This is a genomic window from Marinobacter sp. LQ44, from assembly GCF_001447155.2.
Classification (GTDB): domain Bacteria; phylum Pseudomonadota; class Gammaproteobacteria; order Pseudomonadales; family Oleiphilaceae; genus Marinobacter.
Genome location: NZ_CP014754.1, coordinates 2272451 through 2294968 on the forward strand (window position 1 = coordinate 2272451; position 22518 = coordinate 2294968).

The window sequence follows — 22518 nt, forward strand, 5'->3', positions numbered from 1 at the left end:
AGGACCTATCTGCAGCACTTTTGTGAGATTCCAGCACCCAAGCGGTTCTGAAAAAGCCAAATAAAAGGGGTTCGGGAGAGGGTTCCAAAACAATCAGGAAAACCACGTTTTCCGTTTTGGAACCCTCTCCCGAACCCCGACCATTCGCCAATCAAGCAGGCTACCCGCCCATCCCCAAACCAGCAGGCCACAAGGCCAAACTCCAAAACAAGGTCAGTCCTCAGAGCCAGCCTTAAAAAACACCACCTGCTTCACCGTATGGTCATCGGTATTGGCCTTCTTGTTTACCCGCGTTTCGATTTCCGGGGCCTGGGGCTGGTCAGACAGCGCGTCGGTATAGTTACAGGCCACGCACTCGCGAATCTGGTCGCCGGCGTCGTTGGTGAACATGGTGATTTTGTCCATCTCGGCGCAGCGGGGGCACACGGCGCCGGCGATGAAGCGTTTCGGACTTGCCATAACGTTACTCCAGTAAAACACCCGGTTGCCGATACGACAACCGGGGTGGATTGTATCAGGCAGCTTCGTCCGTGATGCCGGATTGTTTCAGCAAGGCATCCACCTGCGGTTCGCGGCCGCGGAAGGCTTTGAACAGTTCCATGGGCTCCCGGGAGCCGCCTTTTTCGAGGATGTTGTGCAGGAAGGCCTGGCCGGTTTCCGGGTCGAAGATGCCTTTTTCCTCGAACAGGGAGAAGGCATCCGCTGCCAGCACCTCAGCCCACTTGTAGCTGTAATAACCCGCCGCGTAGCCCCCGGCGAAAATGTGGGAGAATGCATTCGGAAAACGATTGAACTCCGGCGCCTGAACCACGGCAATCTCTTCCCGCACCTTGCGGTGCATGTCCAGCGGGTTGGTGGGGGCTTCGTCGGTGAATTCCGCGTGCAGGCGGAAGTCGAACAGCGAGAATTCCAGCTGTCGCACCATGCCCATACCGGACTGGAAGTTCTTGGCCGCCAGCAGTTTCTGCAGCAGGTCTTCCGGTAGTGGTTCGCCGGTTTCGTGGTGGCTGGCAATCAGCGCCAGCGATTCCGGGTTCCAGCACCAGTTTTCCAGGAACTGGCTGGGCAGCTCCACCGCATCCCAGGCCACGCCGTTAATGCCCGACACGTCCATCACCTCCACCTGGGTGAGCATGTGGTGCAGGCCGTGGCCGAATTCGTGGAACAGCGTGGTGACTTCGTCGTGGGTCAGCAGCGACGGCTTGCCGTCCACCGGCGGGGTAAAGTTACAGGTCAGGAACGCCACCGGCAGCTGCAGCTTGCCACGCTGGTTGCGCCAGCGTACCCGGCAGTCGGCCATCCAGGCACCGCCGCGCTTGCCTTGGCGGGCGAACAGGTCCAGATAGAACCAGGCAATGGGCTGGCCGTTACGGCTGATGCAGTAAGCTTTGGCGTCTTCGTGCCAGGTTTCTACGTCTGCGTGCTCTTCAATTTGCACATAAAACAACTTCTCCGCCACCCGAAACAGGCCCGGCACCACTTTATCCACCGGGAACCAAGGGCGCAGGGTTTCCGGGGAGATGTCGTACTGCTTCTGGCGCAGCTTTTCGCTGTAGTAGCCGATATCCCAGGCCTGCAGGTCGTCTACACCGTATTCATCTTTCACAAACGCCTTCAACTCGGCAAACTCTTTCTCTGCCTGGGGCTTGGACTTGGCCGCCAGCTGGTTCAGGAACGCCAGCACCTCGTCGACACTCCGGGCCATCTTGGTGGCCAGGGAACGCTCGGCGTAGTTATCAAAACCCAGCAGCTGGGCCAGCGCATGACGCCGCTTGAGGATCTCTGCCATTACCGGTGTGTTGTCCCAGGTAGCCGCATCCGGGCCCTGGTCTGAGGCGCGGGTCACAAACGCCTCGTAAACCTCCCGGCGCAGTTCCCGGTTGTTGCAGTAGGTCATCACCGGGTAGAAACTGGGGAAATCCAGGGTGATCACGTAGCCATCCAGGTCCTTCTGCCGCGCCGCCTGCCTGGCGCCCTCAATGGCGGTTTCCGGCAGGCCGGACAGCTCGTCTACGTCGGTAATCTGCTTGAACCAGTGCTGAGTGGCATCCAGCACGTTATCACTGAACTTGTTGGACAACTCCGCCAGCTCCCGGGACAGGTCCGCGTAACGCTTCTTCTTGTCTTCCGGCAAGTCGACCCCGCCCAGGCGGAAATCCCGCAGCACGTTCTCGATGGATTTACGCTGAGGTTCACTCAGATCTTTGAAGTCGTCCCTTGTGGCCAGTTTCTTGTATGCCTCACACAGGGCACCGTTCTGGCTGACTTCGGTACTGTACTCGGTCAGCTTCTCCAGACAGTTCTTGTACACCTTGCGCAGGTCGTCGTTGTTCATCACGCCGTTCAGGTGTGAAATGACTGACCAGGCGTTGCTGAGCTTGTTCTCTAACGCTTGCATCGGCTGGGCCAGGGTGTCCCAGGTGGGATCTTCCTGCTGGGACAGCTCGGCAATTTTCATTCGATTCTCGCTGAGAATCTGGTCAATCGCCGTTTCCATGTGCTCGGTGCGAATGTGGCCGAACTTCGGCAGCAGATCGTCAGTCAGTAGCGGGTTATTCATAAGTCCCCTTCTCAGCTGTTCGTGAATAAGATAGCTTGCACCAAGCTACGGGGTGCCGGTGGGGGATGGCTTTCAGAAACTGTGCGGAGCCATGGATGGCGGAGCCCAAGCGCCACATGGATGTGCCGAAGGAGCGTGTTTCTGAAAGCCATCCCCCACCGGCGCCTTGCACCGTATTTGGACAGCATTGAGGTATATGTAATGGCAAATGTACGAACTCACAAGGGTATCACACCACAATTTGGTGAACGGACCTGGGTAGATGAGAGCGCCGTGGTCATCGGTGATGTGGTCATGGGCGAAGACTGCTCGGTCTGGCCCATGACCGTCATCCGCGGTGACATGCACAAAATCCGCATCGGCGACCGCTGCAGCATTCAGGATGGCTCCGTTCTGCATATCACCCATGCCAGCGACTTCAACCCTGGCGGCTGGCCGTTGATCATTGGTGATGACGTGACCGTTGGCCATAAAGCCCTTTTGCATGGCTGCACCATTGGCAGCCGGGTGCTGGTGGGTATGGGCTGCACCGTTATGGACGGCGCAGTGGTGGAGGACGACGTGATTATCGGGGCCGGCACCCTGGTGCCACCGGGCAAACGGTTGGAATCCGGCTACCTTTACGTGGGCTCGCCTTGTAAGCAGGCCCGGGCACTGTCAGACAAGGAACGCACGTTCTTCAAATACACCGCAGCCAACTACGTTAAGCTCAAGGACCAGTATCTTAATGAAGCGTCATAAAGTGGTCTGAATACCGTGGCGCTGCTGAGCAGCAACTACTCTCCTGACCCAGTTTGGCGAAGCTTCAGAGCCCTTGATGCAGATCAAAAAGTAACCAGAGGGGTGCTTGAAAACACACCGGGCGATCCTATATTCGTGAATAGCAGAAGTTCACGGAGTCCATCCGGCTGGCGCCACCGGTATGGAGCTGTTCCGCGAGCGAAGCTGATGAAAATCTCAGGTTCGACATCGTTAAAGGAGGAGTTCCCTATGAGCAATCTGACCCGCTGGAATCCGATCGGCGAATTCGAAGACATGATGAACCGCTACAACCGGATGTTCGGGCTTGCACGCACCAATGGCGAACGAGAAGGTAAAGACCTGTTCAGTCGCAGCGACTGGGCCCCGGCTGTGGATATCAAGGAAACGGCCGAAGCCTTCACTGTGGAAGCCGAATTACCCGGCATGAACAAGGACGATGTGAAGGTGACAGTGCACGATGGCGTGCTCACCATTCAGGGCGAGCGCAAGCACGAGGAAGAGACCAGTGACAAGAAGCACCACCGCATCGAGCGGGTCTACGGTAGCTTCCTGCGCCGGTTCACGTTGCCGGACAATGTGGACGAGAACAGCGTGAAAGCCAACTTCAAGGACGGCCTGCTGACTTTGAGCATCCAAAAGGCCGAACCCAAAGAGCCCAAAGCCATCGAAGTAGAAGTGCAGTAAGGCGATGTTCGGGCCGGGGCTCAGTTCCCGGCCGTTGCCTTTTGTTTTGCGCCGGCTTTTTCCAGAGCCCGGGCGTAGTCGCTGCTGCGACGGTGCTGTGACACCCGGTCCAAGATGGTCTGGCCGTGCTCATCTTCGGCGTTTAGATCGCGTCCGGCTTCCACAAAGAACGCCAAAAACCGTTCGAAATCACCTGCCCGCATGGACTCATAGGCGCGAATCAGCACGAAATGATCCGGGTTCAGGTTCTTGTCCCAGGGTGACAGATCGAGAAAGCTTTTAACCCGCTCGTCACTCCACTCTTCTCCAATAACCTTCGGTTTATCTGGTCCGCTCATGCTGAAAACTCCCGTTATCTGCCAAGGTTTGAGCGGCACAGTATAAGGCTTTGAATCTGCATCACTTATATGAATGCACTATGAGAATCTGCACTCAGGCTATAAGCGTTCAGGGGATGATTTCCACAGGCAAGTCGCGGGTGGGCACGGCATCGTCACACTCGGGATTACGAACCGATATTTCAACCCGCCGGTTCACCGCCCGGTTCTCCGCGCTATCATTGGCCACCAACGGCCGGGTTTCGGCACGGCCGGCCGCCACAACCCGCTCAGCCGGTACCTGGCGGTTCAGCACCAGTTCGTGGACGACAGATACCGCCCGGGCAGCAGACAAATCCCAGTTTGAGCGATACACGCTGCTGGATATGGGCACATCGTCGGTGTGGCCAGACACCACCACATCCCCGGTACAGGCCGACAGCACGGTAACCACCCGTTCGATGATCGGAATCATACCCGGCATGATGGCGGCATCGCCAGAACGAAAGGTGGCTTCTTCGGAGAAACGGATAACCACCTGGTCTTCATCGTAATTGATGTGCAAGGTATCGGAGGCAACTTCGGTTTCCAGCTCCTGGATCAACCGGCTGGCCAAGTCCAGGACACCACCGGGAATCTGTCGCGTTTCCGAACGCTCGGTTCGCTCGTCAATGAACTCCGGCTGGTCCTGCAGGTTTTCAGAAGGCTCCGGCAGCGATACGGTATCGGCTTCAATCAGGGTCAGGGGTGTACCGCCGATGTCTTCGGCCACCACATTGCTGGAACCAAACGCCAGGGACATGGAGTTCGCCATGGCGCGGTACTTCTCGATATCCATCTCGGCGAACGACAACAGCAGGATAAAAAACGTCAGCAGCAGGGTTGCCAGATCCGCGAAGGTGACAATCCAGTCGGGTGTACGCTTTTTGAGTGCGTTTTTTTTCAGTGGCCGCGCCGGTTGCAAACCTCAGGCCTCCCGCTCCGGTTCCAGGTTGGTCCGGTGCTCTGGTGTTACGTAAGACGACAGCAGCTCTGTCATCACCCTGGGGTTCTCGCCACGCATGATGCTCTTGATGGAGGTGATAATGAGCATCTGGTTGCGGGAATCGTCTTCCGCCTTGAGTTGCAGTTTATCCGCCAGGGGCAGAGCAATGAGGTGGGCAATAAAAGCCCCGTAGAGGGTGGTCAGCAGAGCAATGGCCATGGCCGGGCCAATGGACGAAGGGTCGTCCAGAGTGTTCAGCATCTGCACCAGCCCCACGAGGGTACCCAGCATACCGATGGCCGGCGCGGATTCACCAATACCCCGAAACACTCGCTCAGCCACTTCATAGCGCTCTGCGGTTTGCTGGGTTTCCTGTAGCAGAGCCTCTTCTACCAGTTCCGGCGGGTGGCCATCTACACAGAGGTTGATGGCTTTTTGCAAGAATTCATCGTCGGTTTCGTGGTTCTCCAGGCCCAGGATGCCCTCTTTGCGAACCACCCGAGCCAGTACACCCGCTTCCCGAATCAGTTCCGCCGGGTGGGGTAACCGGTCAGTAAAAGCCGTACGAAAAGCCAACCGGAAGGCGCTGGCTACCGAGGGCATCCGGAACTTGATCAGTGTCACTGCGAAGGTGCCACCCAGAACAATCGCCAGTCCGGGCAGGTTCAGGAAGGTGATGGCCGTGGCGTTGGCCAGCATCGCCAGGACAACAATCAGGATTCCGGCAAGCAATCCGACAAGCGTGAGAATGTCCATGAACACCCCTTATGAAACGGCCGGAACCCGCGGCCTCAATCGGTTCGCAATTCTTCAATCACCGGCGCGGTTTCCGGGCGCACGCCCCGCCACACAAAAAACGATTCTGCAGCCTGTTCCACCAGCATTCCCAAGCCGTCATGCACCCGGTGGGCACCATTATCCAGAGCCCACTGATTGAAGGTGGTGGGCTGCAGAGAATACATCATGTCGTACACCACCGTAGCCGGTCCGATCACATTTGCAGACACCGGGGGCAAGTCTCCCTGCAAGCTGGCGCTGGTGCCATTGATGATCAGGTCAAACGGTTGATCCGGCGCCTCGAAACCACAGGCGCTCAATACCGTTGCACCGGCATCTTTCGCAAACAGCCTGACCAGCGCCTCCGCCTTGGCCACCGTTCGGTTGGCAATGGTAAGCCCTGCCGGCTGCTCGGCCAGTATCGGGCCAATGACACCCCGAACGGCACCGCCAGCGCCAAGTACCAGCACCTTCAAGCCTTTCAGCGCCACCCCGTGATTATTCTGCAGATCACGGACAATACCGACACCATCTGTGTTATCGGCCACCAGCTCGTTTTCTTGATCCAGGAAGAGGGTATTGGCGGCGCCGGCCTTCTCTGCCCGCGGCGTCCGGTGGTCCGCCAGGGTCCAGGCCTGCTCCTTGAACGGCACGGTCACATTCAGCCCCTTGCCGCCCCGCTCGAAAAAATGCCGCACAGTCCCGGAAAACTCATCAATCGGAGCCTGAATGGCGGTGTACTCCACCGGCTCGCCGGTCTGGCAGGCAAACAGGCTGTGAATTCTCGGCGACTTGCTGTGGCTGATGGGGTTACCCACCACCGCGTAGAGCTCATTGGTCATTGGTGTCCTCCAGCCAGTTACGGCCAGTAAGGAAGTAATCTGTCAGCCTGGCTTCCTCACTCCCAGGCTCCGGCCGTCTATCATAATCCCAGCGCACCAGTGGCGGCAGCGACATCAGAATGGATTCCGTACGGCCACCGGACTGCAGGCCAAACAGGGTGCCCCGGTCATACACCAGGTTGAACTCCACATACCGGCCGCGGCGGTACAGTTGGAATTCCCGTTCCCGCTCGCCCCAGGGCTGGGCCATCCGGCGCCGCACAATCGGCTCGTAGGCTTCTATGTAACTGTCGCCCACCGCCTGCATAAAGGCAAAGTCCCGGGCAAAATCACCGGTATTGAGATCGTCAAAGAACAGACCACCCACGCCTCGGGGTTCCTGCCGGTGTTTCAGATAAAAATAGTCATCGCACCACTGCTTGAACCGGGGGTAAACGTCACCCCCAAACGGGACGCAGGCGTTGCGGGCGGTCTGGTGCCAGTGCACGCAGTCTTCCTGGTGGCCGTAGTAGGGCGTCAGGTCATAGCCACCGCCAAACCAGTACACCGGCTCGGCATCTTTCGGCGTGGCGATGAAGAATCTCACATTGGCGTGGGAGGTCGGCACGTGGGGGTTTTCCGGATGGATCACCAGTGACACGCCCATGGCCTGCCAGGGTGCACCGGCCAGCTGGGGTCGATGCGCGGTGGCGGAAGCCGGCATGGTGTCGCCCATCACGTGGGAGAAATTCACACCACCCTTCTCGATCACCTTGCCACCGCTGATCACCCGGCTGATACCGCCGCCACCCTCCGGGCGCTGCCAGCTGTCACGGATAAACGTTGCCCCGCCATCGACCGCCTCAAGCCGCTGACAGATGCGTTCCTGAAGCCCGATCAGATAGTCTTTGACGGCTTGGGTATCCGGCTGCTGTGACATGCACTCTCCTAGCGAAACTGTTTTCCAGTGACAATATCGATGATTCGGCTGGGCTTGCGGTTGCCACCCAGTGCTCCGGGCACAATGCGGTCCAGCTCATCACCGAAGTAACGACGTACGTGCCAGATGCTGCGGGCCGGCGCCCGGCCAGCGGGGTTGCAGGACGTGGACACCAGCGGCATACCGGTGGCATTACACAGAGCCTGGACAACCGGATGGTCACTGACACGAACCGCAATGGTGCGGTGCTTGCCGCGCACCCAGTCCGGTACCTGCTCGAGCACATCCGGTACCAGGCAGGTGATTGGTCCCGGCCAGTGCTGCTCGGCCTCCCATTGCAGCACCCTGGGCAAAGGGTCCAGCAGAAAGCGCACCTGATCAATAGATGCAGCCACCAGAATCATGCCCTTGTGCATCGGGCGCTGCTTTAATTCGAGGATGCGCTCAACCGCCTCGCGGTTCCAGGGATCACATCCCAGCCCCCAGACGGCCTCGGTGGGATAGGCAATAACGCCGCCGGCCAGAACGGTGCGGCGGGCACAATGGAGCTGCCATGAATGCAGGGGAGACGTCGCTGACATAACGAAATTGTACTATCCGGTTGTTCGAACCCAAATAATGCACCGTCAGCCCGCCCGGAGATAACCACCGGGAGCGGAATTAGCCAACCCTTCCAGCTCCAGCAACAACAAAGACTGCATCAGCTGATCCGCTGGCAGACCCGTAGCCTGGCTCAGTGCATCGGTAGATTGTGGATCATACCCCAAAGCCTCAAGCACCGCGATTTCCCGACTGTCCAACCCGGACAAATCCTGCTCTGCGGGGCCGGCTTGATCACATTCCGATGCGGGCTGCATCGACCACCAGGTGCCCAGTTCCTCCAGAACGTCATCGGCGGTCTCCACCAGCCGTGCGCCCTGTTTGATCAACTGGTGACAGCCTCGGGCCACCGGACTGTGCACCGAGCCGGGAATGGCGAACACCTCGCGCCCCTGTTCCAGCGCGGTTCTCGCGGTGATCAGCGAGCCACTGCGCAGGCTGGCCTCAACCACCAGCACGCCACGGCTCAGGCCACTGATAATCCGGTTCCGCTGCGGAAAGTGGGCGGCCCGTGCCTGTGTTCCGGGCGGGTATTCCGAGACAATAAGCCCCTGCTCAATGATGCGCCCCGCCAGCTTTCGGTGTTGTGCGGGATATAACCGGTCGAGACCGCAGCCCACCACGGCAATGGTCTGAAAACCAGCATCCAGAGCGCCGGCGTGGGCGGCTCCGTCAATCCCCAGCGCAAGGCCACTGGTGATCAGAAGCCCACGTCGGCTCAGTTCGGCGGCAAACTGCCGGGCGTGCTCCAGACCAGCCCGGGTGGCATTGCGACTGCCGACAACGCCAAGCTGGTCCTTGTGTAGTAAGTCGGGATCACCCCGACCGTACAGCAACAACGGGGCGTTGTGGATGTGCCTGAGCGCATCCGGATACCCGGCTTCACCATAGCCCATCAGGAAAATTCCGGACGCCCGGCAGGCCGAGCATATCCGGCTTGCCTCCACCAACACCGGGTGCCCGGAATCGTCAGCCTGCCAGGCTATCACGGCATTGATGGCATCGGTGGCCAACCCCAGAGCTTTCAGGGTGGCGGCATTCATGTCGAGAATATCGGTCAGCTGTTCGGTATTCGCGTCTATCCGCTCACGCAGGCGAAGGCCAAACCGGGGCAAAAGAGACAACAGCAGCCAGCGGTCGCTGGCCGATTCCAGGCAGGTAGGTGCAGACATCTTTTTCATCCTTGAAAACGATAATGGCCGGGCGCTCCGGCCCGGCCATTCTATCTCATTACAGACAAGCCCATACAGGGGTGATCAGGGATTCTTGACCCGATCACCCACCGCCAGCGGGCGAGTCGCCTGAAGAATCAGGCCATAGCTCATCTTTTCGTAAGACTGGAACACCATCAGCAGGCCAGCCCGCTCGGACGGCAGCTCAATGGTTTCACCGGTGACCGGGTCACGGACCAGGTTACCGCTCTTCATCACTGCCAGCACGTTGCCCGGCATCAGGCCCTCACGTTCGCCGCGGTTGATAGCCACCACGTTGTACTGACCAATCTGGTTAACACCACCATCCACGGAAATCATCCGGCCCTCGATCTCCTCATCCGGAGAGCTGGGCACGAAGTTGGTGGTCAGGCGACGATCTTCGTTGACCAGCAGGCGGTCACCGATGCGCACTTCCTCGCTGGAACGGGTCAGGGTCATGGTCAGTACATCACCGTTTTCCGCAGTAATGTTACCCTTGGCAATGCTGCGTGCCTCCAGCCCCAGGAATTCACCGGTTTCCGGATCCACAAATTCCTTGCTCCGACGGAAAACGCCAACCCGGTCGGCCGGCTTTTGGCCACGGGCATAAACCCGGTCACCGGCACCGGTGATGATGCGACCATCTTCACCTTCGAGCACGTAAGGTGCGCCGTTGATTTCAGCCGGCGAGACAATGCGGGTGTCGGTCAGGAAACTGCTGATGGCATCCAGCGGGATGGCTGGAATCGGGGTATCGATCGCTTCCGAGCGGATTTGCGGTGACAGCTTGACGACATCGCTGGTAGACACCTTGGTAATGCGGGGCTTGCCATCGATGTACACCAGCGCCAGGCGATCACCCGGGTAAATCAGGTGGGGGTTGGCAACCTGCGGATTAACGTGCCAGATTTCCGGCCAGTACCAGGGGTTGTTCAGGAATCGCGCTGAAATGTCCCAAAGGGTGTCCCCCTTGACGACAGTGTAACGCTCAGGATGATCAGACCTGAGCTCCGGTTGTGCCTGGGCCCAGGAAGTAAACAGCAGCGCCGTCGCTGCCAGAGCGTACAACAATTTCCTCATTGTCTATATCCTTGATCGCGTGCCTTGAATCTTTGCGTTGGGTAACGTCGCAGCGGTATCCCCGCAGCTTATTACGTTGTTATTTCCGTTACTATAGAAGATGTTCGGGTATTTGTGATGTTATCTTTTGTTCTTCCAGTAAATTCTTCAGTATGGCTGAAAGATTTTAACTATTAACTGATCAGTTTGTACTCAATCGACAATTTATCGGATAATAGAGCCATTACGTTCTCCCCATCATAGATTCGTGGAGAAAATTTGCGCAGACCGCCGTCGCATTTCAGAGAAGCCAAAGCATTATGATTTTAGAGATTCTTGAGTATCCGGACCCGCGCCTTCGCACCATCGCCAAGCCGGTGGACGAAGTGACCGACGACATCCGCAAGCTGATCGACGACATGTTCGAGACCATGTACGATGCCTCCGGCATTGGCCTGGCGGCTACTCAGGTCAATGTGCACAAGCAGATCATCGTTATGGACCTGTCGGAAGACAAGAGCGAGCCCCGGGTGTTCATCAACCCGAAAGTAGAAGTACTGGACGGTGAGCTGGAAGCCATGCAGGAAGGCTGCCTGTCGGTTCCCGGTTTCTATGAAGACGTGAAGCGCATCGAACACTGCCGGATTACCGCCAAAGACCGTAACGGTGAAGACTTTGTACTCGAGGCTACCGGCCTGCTGGCGGTGTGCATCCAGCATGAAATGGACCACCTGAACGGCAAGCTGTTCGTGGATTACCTCAGCTCGCTCAAGCGTAACCGCATTCGCAAGAAGCTGGAAAAGCTCCACAAGCAAAGCGCCTGAGGCGCCGACAGTACAGAACCGAATTCGGACCGGGTTACGACCCGGTTTTTTCGTATCAACGACACAGAGAAGCAACCACCGTGCGCATTGTTTTTGCCGGAACGCCGGATTTTGCCGCCACTGCCCTAAAAGCCCTTCTGGAAGCCGGCTATAACCTGGTGGGCGTCTACAGCCAACCAGACCGCCCCGCCGGCAGGGGCCGCAAATTGATGCCCAGCCCGGTCAAGCAGGTCGCCCTGGACGCCGGCATTCCGGTGTTCCAGCCGGTCAGCCTGAAACCGGAAGACGCCCAGCAGGAGCTGGCTGCGTTAAAGCCAGATGTGATGATTGTGGCCGCTTACGGCCTGATTCTGCCCAAAGCCGTGCTGAACATCCCCACCCACGGCTGCCTGAACATCCACGCTTCCCTGTTACCGCGCTGGCGCGGTGCCGCGCCGATCCAACGGGCCATTGCCGCCGGCGACGCCGAAACCGGCATTACCATCATGCAGATGGACGAAGGCCTGGATACCGGCGATATGCTGTTGAAAACCAGCACCCCGATCCATGCCGACGACACCGGCGGCAGCCTGCATGACCGCCTGGCGGACATGGGCGGCAAAGCTATTGTGGAAGCGCTGGTGCAACTGGCAAACAGCGAGCTGGCCCCTGAGCCACAGAACGATGCCGACGCCAACTACGCCCACAAACTGTCCAAGGAAGAAGGCCACATCGACTGGTCCCGCAGCGCCATCGAGATCGAACGCTTGATTCGTGCCTTTAACCCCTGGCCCGGCACCTTTACCGATCTCGGCGAGCAACGCATCCGCCTTCATCAGGCCACCGCACTGGATCAGAGCAGTGACAAGCTGCCAGGCACCGTGATCAGTCGCGAGAGAGAAGGCGTTGAAGTCGCCTGCGGCACCGGCACCCTGAAAGTCACTTCGGTCCAGTTGCCCGGCAGCAAAGCCCAGAGCATCAGCGACCTGATCAACGGCGGCAAGCAGGTGCTGCTGCCCGGCCAGGAGCTGAACTGACCATGGCTTACCAGGCCCTGCCATTCCGTGCCGTCGCTGCCAACGTGTTGCTGGCAGTGGAAAACGGCCAGTCATTGACCCAATGCCTGCCGCCAGCCCTGAACCAGTTACCCCCGGAACAAAGGCCGCAACTTCAAGCGATCTGCTACGGCACCTGCCGCTGGTTTCACCGGCTTGAGGGCGAGCTCAACCAGCGCCTGAAAAAGCCCCTGCGCAAACCGGACCGGGTTATTCACCATCTGATGCTGGTCGCCCTGTTCCAGTTGCGGTTCAGTGAGCAGGCCACCTATGCCGTGCTGAACGAAACCGTGGAAGCCTGCCGGGCGCTGGACAAGCCGCACCTGACCGGCCTGGTCAACGGCGTGTTGCGGGCCGCTGAAAGGGAAGGGGCGCCGGAGCCGAAAGACGACAGCAGCCGCTACAGCCATCCGGTGTGGATGGTGGAAAAGCTGCGCCACAACTGGCCCGATAGCTGGCAAGCCATTCTCGATGCCAATAACCAGCAGGCTCCCATGACGTTGCGGGTCAACGCCCTGCGCTTTACCCGCGATGAGTACCTGGAGCTGCTGGCAGAAGCCGGTATTGAGGCGAATCCCACCCGCTTCGCCCCCCACGGCATTCAGCTTGAACGCCCGGTGCCGGTAGAACGTCTGCCCTGGTTCGAAGACGGCGGTGCCAGTGTGCAGGACGAAGCCGCCCAGCTATGCACCACTCTGCTGGACCTGCAACCAGGCCAGCGTGTACTGGACGCCTGCGCAGCTCCCGGCGGCAAGACCTGCGCCATTCTGGAGACCTGTGGCGAACTGGACGAAGTGATTGCCATCGACGAATCCGCCGAGCGCCTGCCCCGTGTACAGGAGAACCTGGACCGGCTCGACCTGCACGCCACCCTGACACAGGCCGACGCCGCCGACATTGACAGCTGGTGGGATGGCAACCCGTTTGACCGCATCCTGCTGGACGTGCCCTGCAGCGCCACCGGTGTGATTCGCCGGCACCCGGACATCAAGCTGCTGCGCCGTGAATCCGACATCGTACCCCTGGCTAGCATTCAGCTTGGCCTGCTGGACGCCATGTGGTCTATCCTGAAACCCTGTGGGCGGTTGGTATACGCTACCTGTTCGGTGTTTCCCCAGGAAAACCACCGTATAATCCAGCGGTTCCTGAAACAGCAGGACCAGGCCCGGCTGATAGAAATTGATGCCGACTGGGGTCAGGACATGAACACCGGGCGCCAGTTACTGCCAGACCCGGACAGCCATGACGGCTTTTTCTACGCCGTGCTGGAGAAACCTGAACTATGAAAATCCTGATTCTCGGTGCGGGCCAGGTAGGCGGCACCCTGGCGGAAAACCTCGCCAATGAAGCCAACGACATTACGGTGATCGACAGCGATAGCGCCCGCCTACGTGAGCTTCAGGACCGGCTGGACATCCGCACCATGCACGGCCGAGCCTCCTACCCCACGGTACTGCGCCAGGCCGGCGCGGAAGACGCCGACATGGTGATCGCTGTGACCAACAGCGACGAAACCAACATGGTGGCCTGCCAGGTGTCCAAGCTGCTGTACAAGACGCCCACCACCATCTGCCGGGTGCGGGCGAACGCCTATCTGGCCAAATCCGAGCTGTTCTACCGCCGGGATATGGACAAAGACCTGGACAGCCTCCGGGGCTTTCCCATCGACGTTCTGATCAGCCCGGAACACCTGGTCACCAAACACATCACCCGGCTGATCGAGTACCCGGGCACCCTGCAGGTGCTCGAGTTCTCCAAGGGCCTGGTCAGGCTGGTGGCCATACGTGCTACCAAGGGTGGGCCACTGGTAGGCCATGAGTTGTCCTACCTGCGCACCCATATGCCCAAGATCGATACCCGGGTGGCCGCGATTTTCCGCAAAGACCGGGCCATCATGCCCCAGGGCGACACGGTTATCGAAGACGGCGACGAGGTGTTCTTTCTTGCCGCCTCCGATCACATTCGCTCGGTGATGAGCGAGCTTCAACCCCTGTCCAAGCCCTACAAACGCATCTTTATCTGCGGTGGCGGCAACATTGGTTACCGGCTGGCCAATACCCTGGAAAGCCGATACCAGGTGAAGATTCTTGAGCGGGACCACGACCGCTGTGTGATGTTGTCCGAACGTTTACGCAAAACCGTGGTGCTGGAAGGCAACGCCGCCGACAAGGACATCCTGCTGGAAGAGAACATCGAGAACACCGATGTGTTCTGCGCCGTCACCAACGACGACGAAGCCAACATCATGGCATCCCTGCTCGCCAAGCGACTGGGTGCCCGCAAGGTACTGACCCTGATCAACAACCCGGACTACGTGGACCTGATCCAGGGCGGCGATATTGACGTCGCCATCTCGCCCCAGCAGACCACCATCGGCAGCCTGCTCACCCACGTGCGCCGGGGCGATGTGGTGAACGTTCACTCCCTGCGCCGGGGCGCTGCGGAAGCCATTGAGGCCATCGCCCATGGTGATCACCGGTCATCCAAGGTGGTCGGCAAGCGCCTGGACGAAATCAATCTGCCACCAGGCACCACCATCGGCGCCATCGTTCGCCACAACGAGGTACTGATTGCCCACGACCATATTCGAGTGCAGCCCGATGACCACGTGATCCTGTTCCTGGTGGACAAAACCCGTATCCGGGACGTGGAAAAGCTGTTCCAGGTGGGCCTCACCTTCTTCTGATTGATCTCAAGCAAAACAACACCCTGGCTGGCACTTAGAAATGCAACGCCAGCCAGCGTATAATGCGCGTTTTCAAATTTCGGAGTGCCCCGCAAAGCGGGGCGCCACACACAGACTGACCAGCAGGCAAACGTCGTGACAGACAAGGCAACCAACAACTCCGCGCCGGACATCAAGACCTTTCAGGGTCTGATCCTGGCACTGCAGAATTTCTGGGCGCAGCACGGCTGCGTGGTTCTCCAGCCCCTCGACATGGAAGTGGGCGCCGGTACTTTCCACCCGGCCACCTTCCTGCGTTCCATCGGCCCGGAAACCTGGAACTCCGCCTACGTCCAGCCCAGCCGCCGCCCAACGGATGGCCGCTACGGCGAGAACCCGAACCGCCTGCAGCACTACTATCAATTCCAGGTGGTTCTGAAGCCGTCGCCAGACAATATTCAGGAACTGTACCTGGATTCCCTGCGCGCCCTGGGCCTGGACCCGCTGGTACACGATATCCGCTTTGTCGAGGACAACTGGGAATCCCCCACGCTCGGTGCCTGGGGCCTGGGTTGGGAAATCTGGCTGAACGGCATGGAAGTGACCCAGTTCACCTACTTCCAGCAAGTCGGCGGCCTGGAATGCTACCCGGTCACCGGCGAGCTGACCTACGGGCTTGAGCGTATCGCCATGTACCTGCAGGGCGTGGACAGCGTGTACGACCTGGTGTGGACCAAAGGCCCGGATGGCGTGGTCACCTACGGCGACGTGTTTCATCAGAACGAAGTGGAGCAATCCACTTACAACTTCGAACACGCCGACACCGAGTTCCTGTTCCACAGCTTCGACGTGTACGAGCGGGAAAGCGCCCGCCTGATCGAAGCCGGCCTGCCACTGCCCGCCTACGAACAGGTACTCAAGGCCTCTCATACCTTTAACCTGCTGGACGCCCGCCACGCTATTTCCGTGACCGAGCGCCAGCGTTTCATCCTGCGTGTACGCACCCTGGCACGCTCCGTTGCCCAGGCCTACTTCGAGAGCCGCCGCAAACTTGGCTTCCCGCTGGCACCTGAGCATCTTCGCAAGGAAGTGCTGGCTGCCGCCGAGGCTGCTGACGCCAAGGCCAACAAGAAGGGCAAGAAAGCCAACAAGGCACCGCAGGAACAGGGGAACGCATAATGGCAACACAGGATTTTCTGGTCGAACTGGGCACCGAAGAGCTGCCTCCGAAAGCCCTCAAACCGCTGTCTGACGCCTTCACCCAGGGCATTGTTAAGGGCCTGGAAGAGGCGGGCGTTGAATTTGGCAGGGTTGAAGCCTTTGCTGCCCCACGTCGCCTGGCCGTGCGCATTCGCGACCTGGCCGATGCCCAACCAGACAAGCCGGTAGAGAAGCGTGGCCCAGCCGTGAAAGCCGCCTTTGATGACGCCGGCAACCCCACCCGGGCCCTGACCGGCTTTGCCACCTCGCTGGGCATCACCCCGGACCAGCTCGACACCCTGGAAACCGACAAAGGCGCCTGGCTGGTGTACCGCACCGTGGAGCAGGGCAAGCCAACCGTAGAGCTGATGCCCGAACTGGTGGAGAAATCCCTGGCGGCGCTGCCGATTCCCAAGCGCATGCGCTGGGGCGCCCACAAAACCGAATTCGTGCGCCCGGTACACTGGCTGATCCTCCTGTTCGGCAACAAAGTGATCGACACCCCGGTGATGAACCTGAAGCCCGGCAACAAAACCCGTGGCCACCGGTTCCATTGCCCGAAAGAGCTGATTGTACCGACCCCGGCCGATTACGAAGTGGTACTGAAGCAGGAAGGCTACGTGCTGGCCAACTTCGCCGAGCGCCGCGAACAGATCCGCCAGGGCGTTGCCCAGCTGGCAGAGAAAGAAGCCAACGGCAAAGCTGTGATCGACGAAGACCTGCTGGACGAAGTCACCGCCCTGAACGAATGGCCAGTGCCACTGATGGGCCGCTTCGAGGAGCGCTTCCTGGACGTGCCCGCCGAGGCGCTGATTTCCTCCATGAAGGAGCACCAGAAATACTTCCACGTGGTGGATGCCAGCGACAACATGCTGCCGCTGTTCATCACCGTGGCCAACCTGGAAAGCAAAGATCCGGCCCAGGTGATCTCCGGTAACGAGAAGGTGATTCGCCCGCGCCTGTCCGACGCGGCCTTCTTCTACGACACCGACCGCAAGACCAAACTGGAAGACCGCATCGAGGCCCTCAAGCCCATCGTGTTCCAGGACAAACTCGGCAGCCTTTACGACAAATCCGTGCGGGTGGCTGCGCTGGCGAAGAAGATCGCCGAGGCCATCAACAGCGACCCGGCCTTGGCCGAGCGCGCGGCCATGCTGGCCAAGACCGACCTGGTCACCGAAATGGTGCTGGAGTTCACCGACCTTCAGGGCATCATGGGCAAGTACTACGCCACCAACGACGGCGAACACGCCGATGTCGCCAAGGCCCTGAACGAGCAGTACATGCCGCGCTTTGCCGGCGACGGCCTGCCCACCACCCTGACCGGCTGCGCCGTGGCCATCGCCGACCGCATCGATTCCCTGGTGGGCCTGTTCGGCATCAACCAGCCGCCGTCCGGCACCCGGGACCCATTTGCCCTGCGCCGGGCGTCATTGGGTGTGCTGCGTATCATCATCGAACGCCAGCTGCCCCTGGACCTGCAAACCGTGTGTGAGTGGGCCGAACAGAACTTCACCGTGCTGACCGAGAAGAATACCGCCAGCACCGTAGTGGACTACATGCTCGAGCGCTTCCGTGCCCACTACGACGAGCAGGGCATCGGCGCCGAAGTGTACCTGGCCGTACACGCCCGCCGCCCGACCCGCCCGCTGGACTTCGACCGCCGGGTGAAGGCCGTGGAAGCCTTCCGCCAGCTGCCGGAAGCCCTGGCCCTGGCCGGCGCCAACAAGCGGGTGTCCAACATCCTCACCAAGCAGGGTGGCGACAGCATCGGCGAGACGGTGGATAACGCACTGCTGCAGGATACCGCCGAGAAGACCCTGGCTGCGAAGGTAGAAGAGCAGGCGCAGCAAGTTCTGCCGCTGTTCGAGCAGGGCGACTACGCCAGCGCACTGACCTCCCTGGCCAGCCTGCGTGAGCCGGTCGACACCTTCTTTGACGACGTGATGGTGATGGCAGACGACGAAGCCGTGCGCGATAACCGCCTGGCACTGCTCAACCGCCTGCGCAACCTGTTCCTGCGAGTGGCCGATATCTCCCTGCTGCCAACGGCCAGCTGAGGTACCGCTCCGCAGTTATACGGATAAATTTCCCCAGGGACGGGGGTAGTAAAACGGCCGGCAATCCGTATAATACCGGCCGTTGATCGGCGTGTAGCGCAGCTTGGTAGCGCACTTCGTTCGGGACGAAGGGGTCGGAGGTTCGAATCCTCTCACGCCGACCATTTTCCCGCTTTTGTCTCTCCTTGATTCTTTTTTCGTCGTGATCCTCACGGCCTCCACGTTTCTGTATCCTTGATAAGTCTGCTAATGTTCTCCCGTGCAACTGTCGCGGAGGGATACATTGAACAAGGCAACGGAATTCAAGTCCGGCAACTTTTCGTTTTTGTCAGAACACGATTCCTTATTCGTGGAACTGGCCGAATCCGCCGAACGTGCCTTCGCCAGTGACCCCAACACCACTCTGATCAAACTCCGCCAGCTAGGCGAAGCCCTGGCCCAGCATCTGGCCGCACTCTCCGGTATCGAGTTTGACGAACAAACCAGCCAGTCCGAACTGCTCTATCGCCTGAACCGGGAATTGCGGCTGGAACCGCAGATCAAAGAGCTGTTCCACATCCTGCGCATTGAAGGCAACAAGGCCACCCACCAGTTCCGCACCCAGCACAAAGAAGCGATGGATGGCCTGAAAGTGGCGCGGGCCCTGGCCATCTGGTTTCACCGCTCCTTCGGTAAAGCCGGTGCCAGCTTCAAGCCCGGCCCTTTCATACCCCCCGCGGACCCGAGCGCCCAGTTGCGCCAGCTTCAGGGCGACATCGAAAAGCTCCGGCACGACCTGCAACACGCCAACATGGCGCTGGACAGCAGCCAGCAGCTCAGCCAGCTGATCGAACAAGAGAAGGCAGAATACGAAGCCCTGGCCGTGGCCATGGATGAGGAATCCCGCTCCCTGGCGGAACAGGCGCGCCAGCACGAACAGGCCCTGAGCCAACAGCAACAGGCCTACGAGCAAAAGATCAAAGCGCTGCAACAACAGCTCACGGAGCAGGGCGAGCAGACGGTTAACCAGCAGCGCCAGCAGGTGGCAAAACAAACCAAAGCTGCCACCGACACCCTGGTACTGAACGAAGAACTCACCCGCATTCTTATCGATCAGCAACTGCAGGACGCCGGGTGGGAAGCCGACAGCCAGGATATCACCTTCCAGAAAGGCGCCCGCCCGGAGAAAGGCACCTATCGCGCGATTGCCGAATGGCCCACCAACCACAACGGCGAAAAGGGCAGGGCGGATTACGTGCTGTTTGTCGGGCTTACGCCTATCGCCGTGGTGGAAGCCAAGAAAGAAAACACCAACGTGGCCGGTAAAATTCGCCAGGCCGAGCGCTACAGCAAGGGCTTCAAAGTGGAAGCTCCGTTAGTCGGCGCCTGGGAGTTGATGGGCCGCACCATCGCCTGGCCCGCCGATGAAAGCGGCCATTACCACGTGCCCTTCGTGTATTCCTGCAACGGCCGGCCCTATGTGCCACAACTGGCAGAACAGTCCGGCACCTGGTTCCGGGATGTCCGCGAACCCAGCAACCTGCGCCGGGCACTGCCGCAGTTCCACACGCCGGGCGGGCTGCTGGATTTGCTGGAACGGGACAAAGAAAACGCCGAGAAGCTGCTAAAGGAAGAGCCTTTCGGCTACCTGAAACTGCGGGATTACCAGCAGAAGGCTATTGTCGCCACCGAACACGCTCTGGCCCGAGGCGTTCGCACCGCCCTGCTGGCCATGGCCACCGGCACCGGTAAAACCCGCACCATCATCGGGTTGATGTACCGTTTCCTGAAAGCCGAACGCTTTCACCGCATCCTGTTCCTGGTGGACCGCACCGCCCTGGGCCAGCAGGCCATCGACGCCTTCAACGAAGCACCGCTGGAGCAGAACCACACCCTCAGCAAGATCTACAACGTCGCCGAACTGGGTGACATGGCCGCTGAAGCGGAAACCCGCATCCAGGTGGCCACCGTGCAGGCCATGGTCAAACGCATCTTCATGAGCGACAACCCGCCGCCCATCGACCAGTTCGATTGCATCATCATCGATGAGGCTCACCGAGGGTACACCCTGGATCAGGAAATGACCGAGGGCGAACTGGCCCTTCGGGACACCAGCCAGTACCTGTCCAGCTACCGCCGGGTGCTGGATTACTTCGACGCCGTAAAAATCGGCCTCACCGCCACACCGGCCAAGCACACCAGCGAGATCTTCGGCAAGCCGGTGTACACCTACTCCTACCGGGAAGCGGTGGCGGACGACTGGCTGATCGACCACGAACCGCCCATTCGCTACGAAACCCTGCTGACCCAGAACGGTATTACCTTCGAGAAGGGCAAGCCGGTCGAAGTCATCAACCGCCAGACCGGAGAAGTGGACACCACCGAGCTGGAAGACGAACTCACCTTCGAGGTCGACGCCTTCAACCGCCGGGTGATCAACGAGAATTTCAACCGGGTCATCTGCGAACAACTGGTGCAGGAGCTGGACCCGTTCGGCGATGAGAAGACCATGATTTTCTGCGCCACCGACCTGCACGCGGATATGGTCAAACGCTTGCTGGATGAAGCCTTCAAAGCTCTCTACAACGGCCAGTACAACGAAGCCGCGGTTGCCAAAATCACCGGCCAGAGCGACAAGGTAGACCAGCTCATCCGCCGCTACAAGAACGAACGTTACCCCAACATCGCCATCACCGTAGACCTGCTGACCACCGGCATCGACGTGCCGCGCATATGCAACCTGGTATTCATGCGCCGGATACGCTCACGCATCCTGTACGAACAGATGATCGGCCGCGCCACCCGCCGCTGTGATGAGATCGGCAAGACCGTGTTCCGCATCTACGACCCGGTAGACATCTATGCCGCGCTGCAAGATGTGAACACCATGAAACCCCTGGTGAAAGACCCCAACATCACCCTGGAACAACTGGTAAGCGAACTCACCGACGACGAGCAGCTGGAAAAGGCCCTCAACAGCCCCGGCGAAGCTCCCGATGAAAACCAAGCTGACGTGTTACTCAGCCAGCTCAGCCAGAAGCTCATGCGGGTGCTGCGCAAGGCCGACAACAAAGCAGAAAACCGCCCGAAACTGAAACAGAAACTGGACGAACTGCATCAGAGCTGGGGCGTGGAACCCAAATCCCTGCATACCCACCTGCATCAGCTCGGCCCGCGCCAGGCCTCGGAATTCCTCAAGCAGCACAGTAGCCTGATTTATCAACTAGCAGAGGTGAAACATCTGGTTGGCAGCGAGTCCATGCCGCTGATCTCCGACCACGAAGATGAGCTACGTTACCGAGGCCAGAACTACGGCGAGTACGACAAGCCCGAAGATTACCTGGACGAATTTAATCGATTCATCAAAGACCAACTCAACCAGTCTGCCGCGCTGGCCGTGGTGGTCAACAAACCCCGGGACCTCACCCGGGAACAGCTACGGGAAGTAAAACTGCTGCTGGACAACCACGGCTACTCCGAAGCCCGCCTGCAAAGCGCCGTGCGCAACCAGACCAACAAGGACATCGCCGCCAGCATCATCGGCTACATCCGCCGCGCCGCCCTGGGCGAACCGCTGATTCCCTTCGAACAGCGCGTGGCCGAGGCCATGGACCGCATTCTCACCCAGCACAACTGGACCCCGAACCAGCGCAAATGGCTTGAACGCCTGGCCAAGCAGTTGGTGCATGAAGTCATCATCGATCGAGAGTTTGTGAACCATCGCTTTGCCGATGACGGCGGCGCAAGGCAAATGGACAAGGTGCTGGGAGCGCAGCTGGATACCGTGCTGGAAGAGTTGAACGAAGCGATGTGGCCCGAACGGAGTGCATGATTCAAGCATGTTTACGGCATCGACATTGACTCGATCTATGTCGATTTTTTGCGGTTTTTTCGACATCGCCTGAACGACATGTATAGAAAACCGGCTTTTCTATGCATGTCGCCAGCAACGTGCATGCTTTTTTCCGTTTTTTATGCTTGAATCGCACACCAATGGGGTGCGGGGCAGACTTTCCAGGTGATTTGCTTGATTTGACAATGCTAAAAGCCCAGAATCA

General features: G+C 59.4%; 19 protein-coding genes and 1 tRNA gene. 10 read left to right on the forward strand and 10 right to left on the reverse strand.

Annotated features, from left to right (window positions below; all coding sequences use genetic code 11):
- Positions 1 to 213: 213 nt before the first annotated feature.
- Positions 214 to 459, reverse strand: coding sequence for a YheV family putative zinc ribbon protein (locus tag ASQ50_RS10540; RefSeq protein WP_058091844.1), 246 nt, complete (start codon positions 457 to 459; stop codon positions 214 to 216).
- A 55-nt stretch (positions 460 to 514) separates the two neighbouring features.
- On the reverse strand, positions 515 to 2560 hold the full coding sequence (prlC, locus tag ASQ50_RS10545) for an oligopeptidase A (RefSeq protein WP_058091843.1): 2046 nt from the start codon (positions 2558 to 2560) through the stop codon (positions 515 to 517).
- A gap of 201 nt (positions 2561 to 2761) precedes the next feature.
- On the opposite strand from prlC, the gene ASQ50_RS10550 reads away from it, so the two are divergent.
- Positions 2762 to 3301, forward strand: coding sequence for a gamma carbonic anhydrase family protein (locus ASQ50_RS10550; RefSeq protein WP_058091865.1), 540 nt, complete (start codon positions 2762 to 2764; stop codon positions 3299 to 3301).
- Positions 3302 to 3550: 249 nt separating this feature from the next.
- A complete protein-coding gene (locus ASQ50_RS10555) occupies positions 3551 to 4006 on the forward strand; it encodes an Hsp20/alpha crystallin family protein (RefSeq protein ID WP_058091842.1) in 456 nt (151 codons plus the stop codon).
- Positions 4007 to 4026: 20 nt separating this feature from the next.
- Here ASQ50_RS10555 and ASQ50_RS10560 read toward each other — a convergent pair whose 3' ends face one another.
- The 8 genes from ASQ50_RS10560 to ASQ50_RS10595 all read right to left on the reverse strand — a co-directional run bounded on the left by ASQ50_RS10560 (position 4027) and on the right by ASQ50_RS10595 (position 10719).
- Entirely contained in the window at positions 4027 to 4344 is a 318-nt protein-coding gene (locus ASQ50_RS10560; protein ID WP_058091841.1) for a PA4642 family protein, read from the reverse strand.
- A 109-nt stretch (positions 4345 to 4453) separates the two neighbouring features.
- Complete coding sequence (locus tag ASQ50_RS10565; RefSeq protein WP_058091840.1) at positions 4454 to 5287, reverse strand: flagellar motor protein MotB; 834 nt, start codon at positions 5285 to 5287, stop codon at positions 4454 to 4456.
- A 3-nt stretch (positions 5288 to 5290) separates the two neighbouring features.
- Complete coding sequence (locus ASQ50_RS10570) at positions 5291 to 6064, reverse strand: motility protein A (RefSeq protein ID WP_058091839.1); 774 nt, start codon at positions 6062 to 6064, stop codon at positions 5291 to 5293.
- Between the two features lie 35 nt (positions 6065 to 6099).
- The gene (gene aroE / locus ASQ50_RS10575) at positions 6100 to 6927 is read right to left on the reverse strand and encodes a shikimate dehydrogenase (protein WP_058091838.1); all 828 of its coding nucleotides are present in this window, start codon (positions 6925 to 6927) and stop codon (positions 6100 to 6102) included.
- Positions 6917 to 7846 carry an oxygen-dependent coproporphyrinogen oxidase gene (gene hemF, locus ASQ50_RS10580; protein ID WP_058091837.1) on the reverse strand — a complete coding sequence of 310 codons (930 nt, stop codon included), beginning with the start codon at positions 7844 to 7846 and terminating at the stop codon, positions 6917 to 6919. Before hemF ends, aroE begins: the two co-directional genes overlap by 11 nt.
- Before the next feature lie 8 nt (positions 7847 to 7854).
- A complete protein-coding gene (locus ASQ50_RS10585; RefSeq protein WP_058091836.1) occupies positions 7855 to 8427 on the reverse strand; it encodes an L-threonylcarbamoyladenylate synthase in 573 nt (190 codons plus the stop codon).
- A 45-nt stretch (positions 8428 to 8472) separates the two neighbouring features.
- Positions 8473 to 9618 carry a DNA-processing protein DprA gene (dprA, locus tag ASQ50_RS10590; protein WP_058091835.1) on the reverse strand — a complete coding sequence of 382 codons (1146 nt, stop codon included), beginning with the start codon at positions 9616 to 9618 and terminating at the stop codon, positions 8473 to 8475.
- Between the two features lie 84 nt (positions 9619 to 9702).
- Positions 9703 to 10719, reverse strand: a complete 1017-nt coding sequence (locus ASQ50_RS10595; RefSeq protein WP_058091834.1) for a LysM peptidoglycan-binding domain-containing protein — start codon at positions 10717 to 10719, stop codon at positions 9703 to 9705.
- 296 nt (positions 10720 to 11015) lie between these two features.
- Here ASQ50_RS10595 and def point away from each other — a divergent pair, with 296 nt between their 5' ends.
- From def to hsdR, 8 genes are all read left to right on the forward strand, one after another.
- Positions 11016 to 11522 carry a peptide deformylase gene (gene def / locus ASQ50_RS10600; protein ID WP_076657205.1) on the forward strand — a complete coding sequence of 169 codons (507 nt, stop codon included), beginning with the start codon at positions 11016 to 11018 and terminating at the stop codon, positions 11520 to 11522.
- A gap of 80 nt (positions 11523 to 11602) precedes the next feature.
- The gene (gene fmt / locus ASQ50_RS10605) at positions 11603 to 12538 is read left to right on the forward strand and encodes a methionyl-tRNA formyltransferase (protein WP_058091832.1); all 936 of its coding nucleotides are present in this window, start codon (positions 11603 to 11605) and stop codon (positions 12536 to 12538) included.
- Positions 12539 to 12540: 2 nt separating this feature from the next.
- Complete coding sequence (rsmB, locus tag ASQ50_RS10610) at positions 12541 to 13842, forward strand: 16S rRNA (cytosine(967)-C(5))-methyltransferase RsmB (RefSeq protein WP_058091831.1); 1302 nt, start codon at positions 12541 to 12543, stop codon at positions 13840 to 13842.
- Positions 13839 to 15242: a Trk system potassium transporter TrkA gene (trkA, locus tag ASQ50_RS10615; protein WP_058091830.1), complete on the forward strand. Its 1404-nt coding sequence runs from the start codon at positions 13839 to 13841 to the stop codon at positions 15240 to 15242. The genes rsmB and trkA overlap by 4 nt, the downstream gene beginning before the upstream one ends.
- Positions 15243 to 15377: 135 nt before the next feature.
- Positions 15378 to 16400, forward strand: a complete 1023-nt coding sequence (gene glyQ / locus ASQ50_RS10620; protein ID WP_058091829.1) for a glycine--tRNA ligase subunit alpha — start codon at positions 15378 to 15380, stop codon at positions 16398 to 16400.
- On the forward strand, positions 16400 to 18481 hold the full coding sequence (gene glyS / locus ASQ50_RS10625) for a glycine--tRNA ligase subunit beta (protein WP_058091828.1): 2082 nt from the start codon (positions 16400 to 16402) through the stop codon (positions 18479 to 18481). The genes glyQ and glyS overlap by 1 nt, the downstream gene beginning before the upstream one ends.
- 87 nt (positions 18482 to 18568) lie before the next feature.
- Positions 18569 to 18645: transfer RNA gene (locus tag ASQ50_RS10630), tRNA-Pro, on the forward strand.
- Positions 18646 to 18764: 119 nt separating this feature from the next.
- The gene (gene hsdR, locus ASQ50_RS10635) at positions 18765 to 22292 is read left to right on the forward strand and encodes a type I restriction-modification system endonuclease (protein WP_058091827.1); all 3528 of its coding nucleotides are present in this window, start codon (positions 18765 to 18767) and stop codon (positions 22290 to 22292) included.
- The last annotated feature ends 226 nt before the right edge of the window (positions 22293 to 22518 follow it).

What these genes read in the sequence shown, in the direction of transcription:
- rsmB (WP_058091831.1), top strand. Translation starts at nt 12,541, where the DNA reads ATGGCTTACCAGGCCCTGCCATTCCGTGCCGTCGCTGCCAACGTGTTG.
- trkA (WP_058091830.1), top strand. Translation starts at nt 13,839, where the DNA reads ATGAAAATCCTGATTCTCGGTGCGGGCCAGGTAGGCGGCACCCTGGCG.
- prlC (WP_058091843.1), bottom strand. Translation starts at nt 2,560, where the DNA reads ATGAATAACCCGCTACTGACTGACGATCTGCTGCCGAAGTTCGGCCAC.
- glyS (WP_058091828.1), top strand. Translation starts at nt 16,400, where the DNA reads ATGGCAACACAGGATTTTCTGGTCGAACTGGGCACCGAAGAGCTGCCT.
- ASQ50_RS10550 (WP_058091865.1), top strand. Translation starts at nt 2,762, where the DNA reads ATGGCAAATGTACGAACTCACAAGGGTATCACACCACAATTTGGTGAA.
- ASQ50_RS10540 (WP_058091844.1), bottom strand. Translation starts at nt 459, where the DNA reads ATGGCAAGTCCGAAACGCTTCATCGCCGGCGCCGTGTGCCCCCGCTGC.
- hemF (WP_058091837.1), bottom strand. Translation starts at nt 7,846, where the DNA reads ATGTCACAGCAGCCGGATACCCAAGCCGTCAAAGACTATCTGATCGGG.
- ASQ50_RS10570 (WP_058091839.1), bottom strand. Translation starts at nt 6,064, where the DNA reads ATGGACATTCTCACGCTTGTCGGATTGCTTGCCGGAATCCTGATTGTT.
- ASQ50_RS10555 (WP_058091842.1), top strand. Translation starts at nt 3,551, where the DNA reads ATGAGCAATCTGACCCGCTGGAATCCGATCGGCGAATTCGAAGACATG.
- ASQ50_RS10585 (WP_058091836.1), bottom strand. Translation starts at nt 8,427, where the DNA reads ATGTCAGCGACGTCTCCCCTGCATTCATGGCAGCTCCATTGTGCCCGC.
- aroE (WP_058091838.1), bottom strand. Translation starts at nt 6,927, where the DNA reads ATGACCAATGAGCTCTACGCGGTGGTGGGTAACCCCATCAGCCACAGC.
- ASQ50_RS10595 (WP_058091834.1), bottom strand. Translation starts at nt 10,719, where the DNA reads ATGAGGAAATTGTTGTACGCTCTGGCAGCGACGGCGCTGCTGTTTACT.
- dprA (WP_058091835.1), bottom strand. Translation starts at nt 9,618, where the DNA reads ATGTCTGCACCTACCTGCCTGGAATCGGCCAGCGACCGCTGGCTGCTG.
- ASQ50_RS10560 (WP_058091841.1), bottom strand. Translation starts at nt 4,344, where the DNA reads ATGAGCGGACCAGATAAACCGAAGGTTATTGGAGAAGAGTGGAGTGAC.